At 73.3% G+C, this 14,244-nt stretch carries 9 protein-coding genes; 1 reads left to right on the top strand and 8 read right to left on the bottom strand.

The features are described from left to right. From E1211_RS05045 to E1211_RS05025, 5 genes are all read right to left on the bottom strand, one after another. On the bottom strand, positions 1-1,079 hold a 1,079-nt coding region (locus tag E1211_RS05045; RefSeq protein ID WP_243709352.1), incomplete at its 3' end, for an iron chelate uptake ABC transporter family permease subunit. Next, on the bottom strand, positions 1,076-2,056 hold the full coding sequence (locus E1211_RS05040) for an ABC transporter substrate-binding protein (protein ID WP_132345872.1): 981 nt from the start codon (positions 2,054-2,056) through the stop codon (positions 1,076-1,078). The genes E1211_RS05040 and E1211_RS05045, both read right to left, overlap by 4 nt. A 36-nt stretch (positions 2,057-2,092) precedes the next feature. Beyond that, the gene (locus E1211_RS05035) at positions 2,093-2,926 is read right to left on the bottom strand and encodes an ABC transporter ATP-binding protein (protein ID WP_132345870.1); all 834 of its coding nucleotides are present in this window, start codon (positions 2,924-2,926) and stop codon (positions 2,093-2,095) included. 204 nt (positions 2,927-3,130) lie between these two features. Then, positions 3,131-3,751 carry a TetR/AcrR family transcriptional regulator gene (locus E1211_RS05030; RefSeq protein WP_132345868.1) on the bottom strand — a complete coding sequence of 207 codons (621 nt, stop codon included), beginning with the start codon at positions 3,749-3,751 and terminating at the stop codon, positions 3,131-3,133. 39 nt (positions 3,752-3,790) lie between these two features. Further along, a complete protein-coding gene (locus tag E1211_RS05025; RefSeq protein ID WP_165947174.1) occupies positions 3,791-6,238 on the bottom strand; it encodes a low temperature requirement protein A in 2,448 nt (815 codons plus the stop codon). A gap of 221 nt (positions 6,239-6,459) precedes the next feature. On the opposite strand from E1211_RS05025, the gene E1211_RS05020 reads away from it, so the two are divergent. Next, positions 6,460-8,235, top strand: coding sequence for a glycoside hydrolase family 15 protein (locus E1211_RS05020; protein ID WP_243709351.1), 1,776 nt, complete (start codon positions 6,460-6,462; stop codon positions 8,233-8,235). Positions 8,236-8,263: 28 nt separating this feature from the next. Here E1211_RS05020 and E1211_RS05015 read toward each other — a convergent pair whose 3' ends face one another. Genes E1211_RS05015 through E1211_RS05005 form a run of 3 tightly spaced genes read right to left on the bottom strand, consistent with a single transcriptional unit; the run spans position 8,264 to position 14,198 of the window. Further along, entirely contained in the window at positions 8,264-9,352 is a 1,089-nt protein-coding gene (locus E1211_RS05015) for an enolase C-terminal domain-like protein (protein WP_132345864.1), read from the bottom strand. After that, positions 9,349-12,435 carry an FAD-binding and (Fe-S)-binding domain-containing protein gene (locus E1211_RS05010; RefSeq protein WP_132345862.1) on the bottom strand — a complete coding sequence of 1,029 codons (3,087 nt, stop codon included), beginning with the start codon at positions 12,433-12,435 and terminating at the stop codon, positions 9,349-9,351. Before E1211_RS05010 ends, E1211_RS05015 begins: the two co-directional genes overlap by 4 nt. After that, positions 12,432-14,198, bottom strand: a complete 1,767-nt coding sequence (locus E1211_RS05005; protein WP_243709350.1) for a thiamine pyrophosphate-dependent enzyme — start codon at positions 14,196-14,198, stop codon at positions 12,432-12,434. Before E1211_RS05005 ends, E1211_RS05010 begins: the two co-directional genes overlap by 4 nt. Positions 14,199-14,244: the final 46 nt, after the last annotated feature.

The following is a 14,244-nucleotide window of genomic DNA, read 5'->3' as shown; positions in this document are numbered from 1 at the left end:
CGGGTGGGGCCGGCGTCGCGGTGCCGTCGGGCGAGCCAGATCAGGACGGCCGCCCCGAAGAGGGTGGTGACGACCCCGGTGGGGATGTCGACGCCGGCCTGCCCGCCCATGACGGCGCGCAGCAGGATGTCGGAGCCGAGCACGATGAGCACCCCGGTGATGCCGGAGAGGGGCAGCAGGATCCGGTGCCGGTGCACGCCGGGGACCACCCGGCCGAGCAGGCGGACGATCACCGGCGCGCAGAGGCCGACGAAGGCGACCGGGCCGGTCAGGGTCACCGCGGCGGCGGAGAGCAGGACGGCGAGCAGGGTGACCAGCACCCGGGTGCGCCGCACGTCGAGACCGAGGACCCGGGCGGTGTCGTCGCCGAGGGCGAGGATGTCGAGCCGGTGCCCGAGCAGCATCAGCGCCGCGACGGCGAGACCGATCACCGGCGCGAGTTCGCGGACCGTGACCAGATCGCTCTGCACCAGGGAGCCGTTGCCCCAGGCGAAGAGGCCGATGGTGGCTTGTTCGAAGAGGAGCAGGAGCAGGGTGGTGACCGAGCTGAGCGCCATGGCGGCGGCCGAGCCGGCGAGCACGAGCCGGGTGGTGCCGGTCTGTCCACCGCCGGACATGGCCAGCACGAGCGCCGCCGCGGCGATGCCCCCGCCGAAGGCGAGGGCGCCGGCGGGCAGCGCGGGCAGCGCGATCCCGAACGCGGCCACGGCGACGATGGCGAGGTGGGCGCCGGCGTTGACGGCGAGGGTGTCCGGCGAGGCGAGCGGGTTGCGGGCGACGGACTGGAAGGCGGCGCCGGCGAAGCCGAGCGCGACGCCGATGGTGAGGCCGGCGAGCAACCGGGGCAGCCGGGAGGCGATCAGGACGCGGGCGGCCTCGTCGTCGCCGCCGGTGGCCAGCCGCAGCAGGTCGAGGGCGCCGACGGCGGAGGTGCCCTGGGTGAGGTGGATCGCCGCGACGACGAGCGTGAGCAGGATCGCGGCGGCGAAGAGCCCGATGAGGCGGGGCTTGGCGAGGGGCCCGGCCGGAGCCGGCGCGAGGGCCGGCTCCGGGCGCGGGGGTGCGGTCAGGGTCTTCACACCGCGTAGGTCTTGACGAGCTGGTCGATGTACTGCTTGGCGGAGAGCGGACCGCCGAAGGTCCAGATGCCGTCGGGCATCCGGTGCAGGTGCTTCTGCTGGACGAAGGGCAGCGACTTCCAGATGGCGTTGCCGGCGAGGCCGTCGGCGAAGACGTCGACGTCGTCGGAGGCGTTGTAGAAGAAGTGCAGGTTCGGGTCCTTGAGGACGGTCAACCCTTCGACGTCCGTCTGGCCCAGGCCCCACACCTCGTCGGTCTTGCCGGTCCAGGCGTTCGTCAGGCCGAGCTGGATGCCGAGCTGGGAGACGAACGCGCCCTGGCCGAACATCCGGATGCTCACGGTGCTGCCCTCCTTCCAGCCGTCGGCGACGGCGAACGGGCGGCCGGCGGCGCCGGCGTCGGCGATCTTCTTCTTGCCGTCGGCGAGGGCGGTGTCGAAGTCGGCGAGCAGCTTCTCCGCCTCGGTGGTCCTGCCGACCGCCTTGGCGATCATGTTGAGGTCGGTACGCATCCGGCCGAGGTTGTCCTTCGCGTCACTGCCCTTGGCGACCAGCACGGGGACGTACTTCTCGAGTTGGTCGACGAGCGCGCCGCCCCGGTCGTCCTCCATCACCACGAGGTCCGGCTGGAGCGCCACGATGGAGTCGACGCTCGGCTCCCCGCGGGTACCGACGTCCTTGACACCCGGGTCGAGCTTGGCGGCGGTCACCCAGGTGCCGTAGCCCTTGGGGTCCGCCACACCGACGGGCATGACGCCGAGGCTGACGAGCATCTCGACCTCACCCCACTCGAGCCCCACCACCTTGGTCGCCGGCGCCTTGAGGGTGATCTCCTTGCCGCGGCTGTCGGTGACGGTGACCGGGCCGGCCGCCGAGGCGGAGGTCTCGGGCGTGCTGTTCTTCTCGGTGGTGCCGCAGGCGCTCAACAGGAGCGTGGCCGCCGCGGCGACGATGGCGGTAACGCGGATACGGGTCATCGGAGTCTTTCTCGTAGGTATGTGGCGTGATCGGATTCAGACCGGGATGCGGGTCAGGTGCCGCCCCACCGGACGGGTGGTCACCAGTCCGCTGACCGGATCGGTCGACACCTCGATGCGGATGCCGTACGTCTCGGTGAGGGCCCGCTCGGTGAAGACCTGGCCGGGCGTTCCGGTGGCCCGGACCCGGCCGTCGTGCAGCAGCACCACCTCGTCGGCGACCGCGGCGGCCTGGTTGAGGTCGTGCAGCACCACGCCGACGGCGACGTCGTGCTCGTCGGCGAGGTCCCGGACCAGGTCGAGGATCTCCACCTGGTAGCGCAGGTCGAGGAAGGTGGTGGGCTCGTCGAGCAGGAGCACCGGGGTGTCCTGCGCGAGGCAGGTCGCCAACCAGACCCGTTGCAGCTCGCCGCCGGAGAGTTCGTCCACCGGGCGGTCGGCCATCGCGGCCACGCCGGTGACGGCCATGGCGCGGCTGACGGCCGCCGGGCCCTCCGGGTCCTCGCTGCGCCAGCGCCCCCGGTACGGGTGGCGACCGTAGCCGACCACGTCGTGGACGGTTACCCCGCTGGGCACCGGCCGGCTCTGCGCGAGCAGGGTGACCCGGCGGGCGAACTCCTTGGCCGGCAGACCGGCCGCGGTAGCGCCGCCGGCGAGGTGCACCGTGCCGGCGGCGATCGGGTGCAGCCGCGCCAGGGAGCGCAGCAGGGTGGATTTGCCGCTGCCGTTCGGGCCGACCAGAGCGGTCACCGCGCCGGCGCGGAGAGTGATCGCCGCATCGTGCACCACTGTCACCCCGTGGTAGCCCAGCCGGAGGCTGCTCCCTCGCAAGCTCTGCTCGCCGCTGGTGAACGGCGTCCGCTCTGACATGAGGTTAGGCTAACCTAAGCGGCCATTCGGCTGTCAAGGCGGGCCCGATCACGGCCGCGGACGCCGTCGCCGGAACGGGTCGCGCCACGGACACGCGGCTAGCTCGTGCCGCGCGACGGCCCCCGCTGACGAGGAGCGGCCGACCGCCGGTTCCGGGCGGGTGCCCCACCGCGCCGGGTGACGGCCGCTCCGCCGGGCGGCGGGTCAGCCGGCCGGCAGCAGCGCGCCGGCGGCCTGGGCGGTGAGCCACCGCGCCGCGCGCTCCAGCGACCAGCCGCGGTCACGCACCAGCGTGGGCCAGGCCGCCTGCCCCAGGAAGAACCAGAGGAGGTCGAGCGCGTCGTCGCGGCCCAGGCCGGGGCGCAGCGCGCCGAGCTCGGCGAGCCGGTCGGCCACCGTGCCGAAGGCGTCCTGGTACGCGCGCAGGATCCGCTCGTACACCTCGGCGGCGGCCGGCTCCGACCGGCTCTGCGGGAAGAGCTCGATGATGACGTCCCAGTGGCGTTCGTGGGTCCGCCGCACCCCCTCCCCCAGCAGCGTGACGATCTCCGCGGCGTCCTCGGTCCCGGCGATGGCGACCAGCGTCTCGGTGACCGCCGAGTCGTGGGTGATCGGCTCGATCAGCGCCGCCAGGATGTCGGCCTTTCCTCCGGCGCTGGCGTAGACGGTGGGTACGGCGACCCCGGCGGCCTGGGCGATCTGCGGCACCGTGGTTCCCGCGTACCCCTTGGCCAGGAAGAGCTCGCGCCCGGCGGCCAGGATCATCGCCCTGGTCGCCGCCGCGGCGTCGGCACGCCGCGGCGAGTGATATCTGCTCGCCCCCACGGACCGGATGGTATCGGGAGGTCCGCCTCGCGCCGGGCCTCATGCCCGGTGATCGAGCACGGCGCCCGGCGACGGGACGGCCGCGCGTCCGACCAGGTGCGCGGCGAAGAGCGCCACCGTGAGTACGACCAGCGCCCACATGATCGGCAGCAGGATCGTCACCGGGGCCAGGGCGGCGACGACCAGGTTGGCTCCCCGTCGGCCACCGAGCGGACGGTTCGCGCGGCGCCAGATCAGCTGGTCGGCGAGGAGGAAGACGACGATCCCGCAGGCCATGGTGGCGTGCCCGACAGTCGTCGGCGCGTCGAGGTGGTGGCCCGGCCTCGGCAGGGTGGTACGCAACCCGAAGGCGACCAGCACCAGACCGACGACGAGGAACAGGTGCAGGTAGGCGTAGGCGTCCCGGGCCAGGGCGCCGCGTTCGTGGCTGGTGGGCAGCTCGGTGAACCGCTGACCGACGACGACGTCGCTGCCGACGTAGGTCCACCAGAGCGTCGAGATCAGGGCGGCGCTGAGGGCGACGGCGACGAAGGTGACTATCTCGACGGGCGGCTCGCCGGCGGCGATGCCGGTGGAGATGAGCGCCTGGCCGAGCGCGATGAGGATGATCAGGTTGTAGCGGCCCATCCACCGGCTGACCGACCGCAACCGCCAGTTGCGGGACCGGATGAGATAGCCGCCGCCGACGTCGACGACGATGGCGGCGGCCCAGCACACCGCGGTGAGCGGCGCGAGCGAGTCGCCCGCGGTCGCGGCGATGAGCACCGCGCAGAGCAGCAGGGCCATCCCCAGGCCGGTCGGCACGGCGGCCCGGGCGACGATGGCGCGAAGTTCCGCGTCGTGCCGGAGCACCCACCAGAACGCCACCAGGTGCAGGATGCGCACCGCCGCGTACGCGGCCACCACGATCGGCGCCCCGGGCAGCCCGCCGGGGACGGGGCCGAACGTCTGGGGCGCGGCGAGACCGAGCACCAGGATCAGCGCCACGGCGACGAGGACCACGAGCCGCAGCGCGTTCCCCGGCCTGCGGATCGTGGTGGTGAACCAGGTGTAGTTGACCCACGACCACCACAGCAACGACAGGACGGCCAGCCCCTGGAGCACGCCGACCACCGACGGGTTCCGGGTCATCAGCACGGTGACCTGGATGAACGCGTAGACGAAGACGAGGTCCAGGAAGAGTTCCTCGGGGGTGGCGTCGACCTCCCGGCCGGCGGTCAGCTCGATGTCGCGGTGCAGCTGCCGGTGACGGCGGCGGAGCACCGTGACGTGGGCGAGCACCAGGGCGACGAGCGCGCCGGCGAGGAGGGTGAGCGCCGCCAGCGCCGTCAGGCGGTGGGCCGGCACGATCAGCACGGCCACGAGGACCAGACCGGACACCGGGCCGCGGCCGACGCGCCGGGCGGTACGCCACTCGAAGGCCACCAGCCCGAGCAGGTAGAGGACGACACCACCGTAGAGAGCCGCCAGGTCGGGCACGGACCAGTGTTCCGGGTGACCGATCGGCGTCCCGCCGAGCGCCTTCTTCAGTCCGAACGCCACCAGGATCAGCCCGCCGATCATCGGCAGGTGCAGCAGGGTGTAGGCGTCGCGGGCGCGACGCGACCGGGCGTACCGGGGTGGGGTGGCTTCCAGCGCCTGTTCCCCGGCGGGCGAGGCGATGTCGAAGTACGCCCACCACAGGAACGCCACGACGACGAGTCCGAGCACGGACCCGGTGAGCATCGACCAGGTGATGGGGACGTCGCCGCCGAAGCCACGACTCGTCCCGATCGAGATGATCGTCTCGCCGAGCGCGATGAGCATGATCAGGTTGTGCCGCTCCGCCCAGTGCCGCACCGACGTCAGCTGCCACGTCCCGGCGCCCGTCGCCCGCAGGCCGAAGTAGTCGATGACGATCGCGACCGCGAAGAGGACGAGTTGCAGGATCTCCGTCCCCCGGCCGGCGGGTAGGAGATCGGGCACCAGGACCGCGCAGAGCAGCAGGGGAATGCTGCCGACGAGCGGCAGCCAGGCGCGCCGGGCCGTGGTCGACGCCCAGTGCGGATCCGCGCGCCGGGCGCGGGACACGATCAGCAGGGATCCGATCCGGGTCGCCAGGAAGCCGACGACGAAGACGAGCGGGCCGACCAGCCCGAGGGACTGGTCGGCGAAGGCCTCGGGGATGGCGACCGCGACGAGCAGGATCACGATGGCGACCACGAAGACGGCGACCGGCAGGGCGCCCCGGTCGAGCCGGACCAGGTTCCCCACCCAGGCGTACCCGGCCCAGCTGCGCCAGACGAGCAGCAGCACCAGCCCACCCCGGAGCAACGCGTCCAGGACCGGGCCCTCCGCCATGAGGTGGGTGACGTTGATGAAGGCGTAGACGAAGACCAGGTCGAGGAAGAGCTCCGAGCGGGTCACCCCGCCGTGCGTCGCGGCCTCGATCCGCCCACCGGCCCCGAACGCGCGCTGCGAGTTCACCTCCCCACCGCTCTCGTCCACCCACATACTGTGCCCACGCGGCCCCGGCTCGGACGGGGAAACCGCCAAGGCCCGGGCGGCGCCGTACGGCTGCGGTTCGGGCTCCGGCCGGGCGCGGGGTCGGCCGACGCCGGAGACGCGCGGCGCAGCGCGGTCAGGCGAGCGGGCCGGCTCGCCCGGTGTGGATCGCCCGGTAGCGGGTAGCGCCAGCGTTCCCTGGGAGCGACGGGAGGAGGCGCGCCGTGTCGGACGACGGGGACCCGGCCGGGGTACGGCCGGTCAGCGACCCCCGGGTGCTGCGGGAGTACGCCCTGCTCGCCGACGGCCATCGCGGCGCGTTGATCGGCCCCGAGGGCGACGTGGTCTGGTTGTGCGCCCCCGGCTGGGCCGATGCCCCGATCTTCAGCGGCTTGCTGGGTGGGCGGGGTCGCTATCTGGTCGAGCCGGTGGGCCCGCGGTTCGTCTGGAGCGGGCACTACGAGCCCGAGTCGCTGATCTGGGTGAGCCGCTGGGTGACCACGGACGGTGTCGTGGAGTCCCGCGAGGCGCTGCTCTACCCCGGCGACCCCCGGCGGCTGGTGCTGCTGCGGCGGGTCCGCGCGCTGGACCGCGACGCGCTCGTCCGCGTCCGCCTCGATCCCCGCGCCGACTTCGGCCGGGCCCCGCTCGTCGACGTTCGTCGGGCGGCCGGCTCCTGGACGGCCCGGACCGGCGAGCTGTACGTACGGCACAGCGGTGGGGACCGGCTTCGTCCCAGGCACGACGCGGCGCTCGAAGGTGAGCTGCACCTGCCGAAGGGCGGGCGGCACGACCTGGTGCTGGAGGTGTCGGTCGACCCGCTCGACGAGCCGCCGCCGGACCCGGACGTGCTCTGGCGGATCACCGAGCAGGGGTGGCACACGTCGATGCCCCGCCTGGCCGGCGGCGGCGCGCGGCGGGACGCCGCCCTCGCGTACGCCGTGCTGCGGGGGTTGACCAGTCCGGGCGGTGGGATGGTGGCGGCGGCGAGCGCCGCGCTGCCGGAGCGGGAGTACGCCGGACGCAACTACGACTACCGGTACGCGTGGATCCGCGACCAGTCGTTCGCCGGGCAGGCCGCCGCCCTGACCGGCAGGTACGAGTTGCTGGACGAGGCGGCGGCCTTCCTCACCGCACGGATCCTCGCCGACGGCGAGCGGCTCGCGCCCGCCTACACCGCCTCCGGTGGCCCCGTGCCGCAGCAGGACGACCCGGACTTCCTGCCGGGCTACCCGGGCGCTCCGGTGCGGGTCGGCAACTGGGTCCGGCAGCAGTTCCAGCTGGACTCCTTCGGGGAGATCCTGCTCCTGCTCGCGGCGGCGGCCCGCCATGACCGGTTGCCGCCCGACTCGTGGCGGGCGCTGAACCTCTCCGCCCGGATCATCGAGGAGCGCTGGCGTGAACCGGACTCGGGCATCTGGGAGCTGCCCGCCCGACAGTGGACCCACTCGAAGCTCACCTGCGTCGCCGGGCTGAGGGCCGCCGCCCGGGTGGCGCCGACCGCCGTGGCCGGGCGCTGGGCGGCGCTCGCCGACGCGATCCTCGCCGACGTCGGGGCGCACGCTCGGCACTCGACCGGACGTTGGCAGCGGGCGTACGACGACGAACGGGTCGACGCGGCGCTGCTGCTGCCCGCCATCCGCGGGGCGGTGCCGACGGACGATCCGCGTACCGAGGCCACCCGCCGCGCGGTGCTGGCCGACCTGGAGCGTGACGGCTACCTGTACCGGTTCCGGCCGGACCGCAGGCCGCTCGGCGACGCGGAGGGAGCGTTCCTGCTCTGCGGGTTCACGGCGGCGCTCGCCGCGTGGCAGGCCGGCGACCGGGTGGCGGCGATCCGGTGGTTCGAGCGCAACCGCGCGGCGTGCGGCCCGCCGGGCCTGTACACCGAGGAGTACGACGTCGGGCAGCGGCAACTGCGCGGAAACCTGCCGCAGGCGTTCGTGCACGCGTTGATGCTGGAGACGGCCGTGGTCCTCGGGCAGACCGAGGTGGGGTGACGCCGGGTGGCGGCGGCCGGGGGCGCGCTCAGGCGACCCGGTACGGCTCCGCCCGGTCGGTACGGAAGGTCAGGCCGTTGCCGGGCTCCTCCCGCGGCACCGGCGCGCTGCCACCGACGGCGCGTACGGCCCCCTCGAAGAGCATCGACTCGATCCGCACGTGGTCGTGGAACCACTCGATGTGCCGCAGGTTGGGGGTGGCCGCGGCGACCGCGAGGTGCTGGTGCGGCGCGCAGTGCGCGGACACCTCCAGCCCGGCGGCCGCGGCGACCGCCGCCGCCCGGAGGAACTCGCTGATGCCACCGCACCGGGTCACGTCGATCTGGAGGCAGTCGACGTGGGGGGCCAGGCGGTGGAAGTAGCCGAGGTCGTAGCCGTACTCGCCGGCGGCGACGTCGGGCCGGACGTGGTCCCGGACCAGTCCGAGCCCGACCAGGTCGTCGGAGCTGACCGGCTCCTCGTACCAGCGCACGTCGAGGTCGGCGGCGGCGTGGGCCACCCGGATGGCCTGCTTGCGCTGGTAAGCGCCGTTGGCGTCGACGTAGAGCTCGGCGTCGTCGCCGATGGTCCGCCGCGCGGCGGCCATCCGGTCGACGTCCTGCGCCACCTCGCTCCCCCACGACTCCCCGATCTTGATCTTCACTCGGGGGATGCCCTCGTCGTGGACCCAGCCGGCGAGCTGGCGGTGCTGCCGCTCGCCGTCGTAGGTGGTGAACCCACCGCTGCCGTAGACCGGGACCTGGTGGCGGACGGTGCCGAGCAGCCGGGCCAGCGGGATCGCGTGGCGGCAGGCCTTCAGGTCCCAGACGGCGCAGTCGGCGGCGGAGAGGGCCAACCCGGCGACGCCCGGCCGGCCGGCGTTGCGCAGTCGTCGCCGCATCGCCGACCAGACCGCCGGCACGTCGTCCGGGTCCAGGTCGACGACGACGGGACCGAGCAGGTCGGTCACCAGCGGCACCACGGCCGGCGGGCCGTACGTCCAGCCGATGCCGGTGACGCCGTCGGCCTCGGCGCGCACCAGCACCAGGGTGGTGCTGTTCCAGCCGAGCGTGCCGTCGCCCTCGGGATCGTCGGTCGGCACCCGGTACGCCGAGGCGGCGAGCCGCAGCCCGCTCACCGCCGGCGCAGCGCGGCCCGTACCGCGAAGGCGGCGGGACCCAGCGCGGCCAGACCGGCCAGGCCGAGAGCGGCGAGGCGGGCGGGACGGGACGGCGGGTGGGGGCGCTGCGACCAGCTCCGCTCCGGCCTCGGTGGCACGGTCGGGCCGTGCAGGCCGGCGCGGAGCAGCTCGGCCAGGTGGATCGCGGCCCGCCCGCCGGACGCGCTCTGCTCCACCTGCGTACGACAGCTGAACCCGTCGGCCAGCAGCACGTCGGTCTCGGCGGCGCCCCGTACGGCGGGCAGCAGGACCCGTTCGGCACAGGCCTCGGAGACCTCGTAGTGCCCCTGCTCGAAGCCGAAGTTGCCGGCCAGACCGCAGCAGCCGGAGTCGAGGAAGTCGGCGCGCACGCCGGCGGCGGCGAGCACGGCCTGATCGGCGGCGGTGCCCAGGACTGCGTGGTGGTGGCAGTGGGTCTGGATCAACGCACGGGCCGGGAGCCGGGGCGGCTGCCAGCCCGGGGTGTGCTCGTGCAGCAGCTCCGCGAGGGTGACGGTCTGCTCCCGCAGCCGGCGCACGTCGTCGTCGTCGGGGAACAGCTCGTGGGCGTCGCTGCGGAAGACCGCGGCGCAGCTGGGTTCCAGCGCCACCACGGGGGTTCCGGCGCGCAGGTGCGGGCGGAGCACCTCCACCGTGCGGCGCAGCACACGTTTGGCCGTGCCGAGCTGCCCGGTGGAGATCCAGGTCAGCCCGCAGCAGACCGGGGCGTCCGGCACCCGAACCCGCCAACCGGCGGCCTCCAGCACCTCCACCGCGGCCTGCCCGATTCCGGGATGGAACCGGTTGGTGAAGGTGTCGGGCCAGAGCAGCACCTCGCCCCGCGAGCCGTCGCCGTGCGGGCGACGCCGGGCGAACCACCGCTGGAACGAGGTGCGGGCGAAGGTGGGGATCCGCCGCCGCTGGTCGACCCCGCCGAGCAGCTTCGCGAGCCGGGTCAGCCCGGGCGCCTGGGCCAGCGCGTTGACGGCGCGCGGCGCGACCCCGGCGGCGACGGCGACCACCGGCAGCCAGCCCATCGAGTAGTGCGTACGTGGCCGGATCCGGCCGGCGTAGTGGTGCGACAGGAACTCGGCCTTGTAGGTGGCCATGTCCACGTTGACCGGGCAGTCCGCCTTGCACCCCTTGCAGGCGAGGCAGAGGTCGAGCGCGTCCCGTACGGCGGTGGAGCGCCACCCGTCGGCGACGACGCCGCCGCGACCGGTGCCGTCGAGCATCTCGAACAGCAACCGGGACCGGCCCCGGGTGGAGTGCTCCTCCTCCCGGGTGACCATGTACGAGGGGCACATCACCCCACCGTGTTCCCGACGGCACTTGCCCACGCCGACGCAGCGCAGCACGGCCTCGCCGAAGCTTCCCCCGTCGTCGGGGTAGGCGAAGACGGTCGGCACGTCGCCGTGGTTGTAGTCCACGCCGAGGCGCAGGTGGCTGTCCATCGGGTACGGCGGCATCACCTTGCCGGGGTTCATCCGGTCGTCCGGGTCGAAGATCGCCTTGAACTGCCCGAACGCGCGTACGAGCCGCTCGCCGTACATCTTCGGCAGCAGTTCGCCACGGCCCTGGCCGTCGCCGTGCTCGCCGGAGAACGAGCCGCCGTAGGAGACGACCAGGTCGGCGGCGCGCTCGATGAAGGAGCGGAACTCCCGGACTCCCTCGGCGCTGCGCAGCCGGAAGGGGATCCGGCTGTGCACGCAGCCCTGCCCGAAGTGGCCGTAGACCGAAGCCTGTTCCAGGTCGTACTCGTGGTAGAGCCGCAGCAGGTCGCGCAGGTAGTCACCGAGCCGATCCGGGGCGACGGAGGAGTCCTCCCAGCCGGGCCAGGTGCTCTCCCCGCCCGGCACGTGCGCGGTGGCGCCGAGCCCCGACTCGCGGACCTTCCACATCCGCTGCTCGGCCTCCGGGTCGGCGAACTCGTGCACGGTGGGCCCGCCGTCGCGGCGGACCTCGGCGACCAGCCGGTTCGCCGCCGCCTTGGCCTGCTCCGGGGTGTCGCCGCCGAGCTGGACCATCAGCCAGGCGCCGGCGCCGGGCAGTTCGTGCAACGCCTGCGGGTGCAGGTTCTTGAGTCGCTCGAAGTTGATCAGCTTGTCGTCGATGCCCTCGAGCGCGATCGGCTCATGTCGCAGGACGCGCGGCACGTCGTCCGCGGCGGCGGCGATGTCCGGGTAGCTGAGGAAGACGAGCGACTGGGCCGGCACGATCGGGACCAGCTTGAGCCGGGCCCGCAGGATCGTGACGAGGGTTCCCTCGGAGCCGACCAGTGCCTGGCCGACGTGGAAGTTCTTCTCCGGCAGGAGGCTGTCGAGGTTGTAGCCGGAGACCCGGCGCGGGATCCGCGGGTAGCGGGCGCGGATGTCGGCCGCGTACTCGTCGCGTAGGGCGCGCAGCTGCCGGTAGATCTCGGCCGGCCGGCCACCCCGGCGCTGGATCTCGGCGTACTGCTCGTCGTCGGTCTCCCCCACCCACATCCGGGTGCCGTCGTAGAGCAGCACCTCCAGCTCGACGATGTTGTCGACCACCTTGCCGGTGCGCTGGGCGGTGGCGCCGCAGGAGTTGTTGCCGAGCATGCCGCCGAGGGTGCAGTGGTCGTGCGTGGCCGGCTTGGGGCCGTACTGGAGGCCGGTCGGCGTGAGCCGCTCGTTGAGCGTGTCGAGCACGATGCCCGGCTCGATCAGGCAGGTGCGCGAGTCGGTGTCGACCTCCAGCAGGCGGTGGCAGTACTTCGACCAGTCGAGCACGACCGCGGTGTTGGTGCACTCACCGGCCAGGCTGGTGCCGCCGCCCCGGGAGAGCAGCGGAGCCCGGTGGCGGCGGCAGACCGCGACGGCGGCCACTGCCGCCTCCACCGATCGGGGTACGACGACACCGAGCGGCACCTGCCGGTAGTTCGAGGCGTCGGTGGAGTAGGCGGCCCGGGAGCCGGCGTCGAACCGGACCTCGCCGTCCACCTCGGCGCGCAGCTCGGCCGCGAGCGCGCTGAGATCGACGTTCGGCACCGGTTCGGGTGGCCGCCGCACCGGGGTGGGCAGCAGGACCCCGGTCACGACCGGAACTCGTTGAACTTGTCCCGGGCGACGCTGGCGAGCGTGGCGATCTTGTGCGGCTGGCCGCGCAGGAACGACTCGGTGAAGTACTTCGCCTGCTCGTACCGGATCTTGCCGGGCATCGGCGGCTCGTTCGGGTTGACGTCGCAGTCGACAAGCGCGGGACCGGGGTGCGCGAGGGCCTCCCGGACGGCGCCGGGCAACGCCTTCGGGTCGGCCACCTTGACGCCGTACGCGCCGCAGGCCCGCGCCCAGGCACCGAAGTCGGCCTCCGGCTGCCGGTGCCGTACGGCGTACTCGGGGTAGCCGAGGATGATCTGCTCCCAGAGGATCTGCCCGTAAGAGTTGTTGTTGTTGACGATCACCTTGATCGGCAGGTCGTGGCGTACGGCGGTGAGGAACTCGGCCATCAGCATGGCGAAGCCGCCGTCGCCCACGTAGGCGATGACCTGCCGTCCCGGATGGGCGTGCTGCATGGCGATGGCGTACGGCAGGCCCGGCGCCATGGAGGCCAGGTTTCCGGAGAGGTAGTACTCCCGCCCGCCGCGGATCGTCCAGTGCCGGGCCGACCAGGTGGCGACAGTGCCGGAGTCGCAGGTGAGGATCGCGTCGTCGGTCGCGGCCTCGTCGACGCAGCCCATCAGGTACTGCGGCGCGATCGGGCTGCGCTTCGGGTCCCGGAGCGACACCATGTCGGAGAGCCAGGCGTCGCGGGCCTTCTGGTACTTGTCGAGGAACGATCGGTCGGTACGCGCGCGCAGCATCGGTCGCAGCTGCTGCAGGGTGAGCCGCGCGTCGGCGGTGACGGCGGCCTCGACGGGCAACCGCAGCCCGATCAGACTCGGGTCCACGTCGATCTGCACCACCCGGGCCTGGCCCGGCGCGGGCAGGTACTTCCCGTACGGGTAGGAGGTGCCGACCATGAGCAGGGTGTCGCACTCCTCCATCAGTTCCTCGCTCGGTCGGGTGCCGAGCAGACCGAGGCCGCCGGTGGTGAGCGGGTGGTCGTCGGGCACCACCATCTTTCCGGGCAGGGTCTTGACGATGGGGCTGGCCAACGCCTCGGCCACCGCGAGCACCTCGTCGCGCGCGTGCCGGGCGCCGACCCCCACCAGCATGGCCACCTTGCTACCGGCGTTGAGCACCTCGGCCGCGCGCTCCAGATCGGCCTGCGCGGCCGGCACCGGCGGCTGCGAGAGCACGGTGCTGCTCATCGGCGGCTTGCCCGGGCTGACGTGCCGGTAGGGGTCGCCGGTGATCGGCGCCACCTGGACGTCGTTGGGGAAGGAGAGGTGGGCGACCGTCCGCTTGCCGAGCGCGTTGCGGATGGCCAGGTCCACCACCCCCGGCACCTGCTGCGGGTTGGTGATCATCAGGTTGTACGCGGCCACGTCCTGGTAGAGCTGCGTGGTGTGCACCTCCTGCTGGTAGTTGGAGCCGAGCACCGACGTCTCCTGCATGCCGGTGATCGCCAACACCGGCACGTGGTCGAGTTTGGCGTCGTAGAGACCGTTGAGCAGGTGGATGGCGCCCGGCCCGGAGGTGGCGGCGCAGACACCGAGCCGGCCGGTCGCCTTCGCGTACCCGGTGGCCATGAAGGCCGCGGCCTCCTCGTGGTGCACCAGGATGAACCGGATCTCGTCGCGGTGCCGGCGGAAGCCCTCCATGAGGCCGTTGATGCCGTCGCCCGGCAGGCCGAAGACGGTGTCGACCCCCCAGTCCACCAGCCGCCGGGCCAGGCACTCCCCCACGATCTCCTGCACGTCGCCCTCCTCGTTCCGGGTTCGCCCGACCTCGACGGGTGTCGGG

The sequence above is a fragment of the Micromonospora sp. 15K316 genome (genome assembly GCF_004348525.1).
Taxonomy (GTDB): Bacteria; Actinomycetota; Actinomycetes; order Mycobacteriales; family Micromonosporaceae; genus Micromonospora.
The sequence above is the reverse complement of the archived record's forward strand: the minus strand, read 5'-3'. Positions and strand labels throughout refer to the sequence as shown.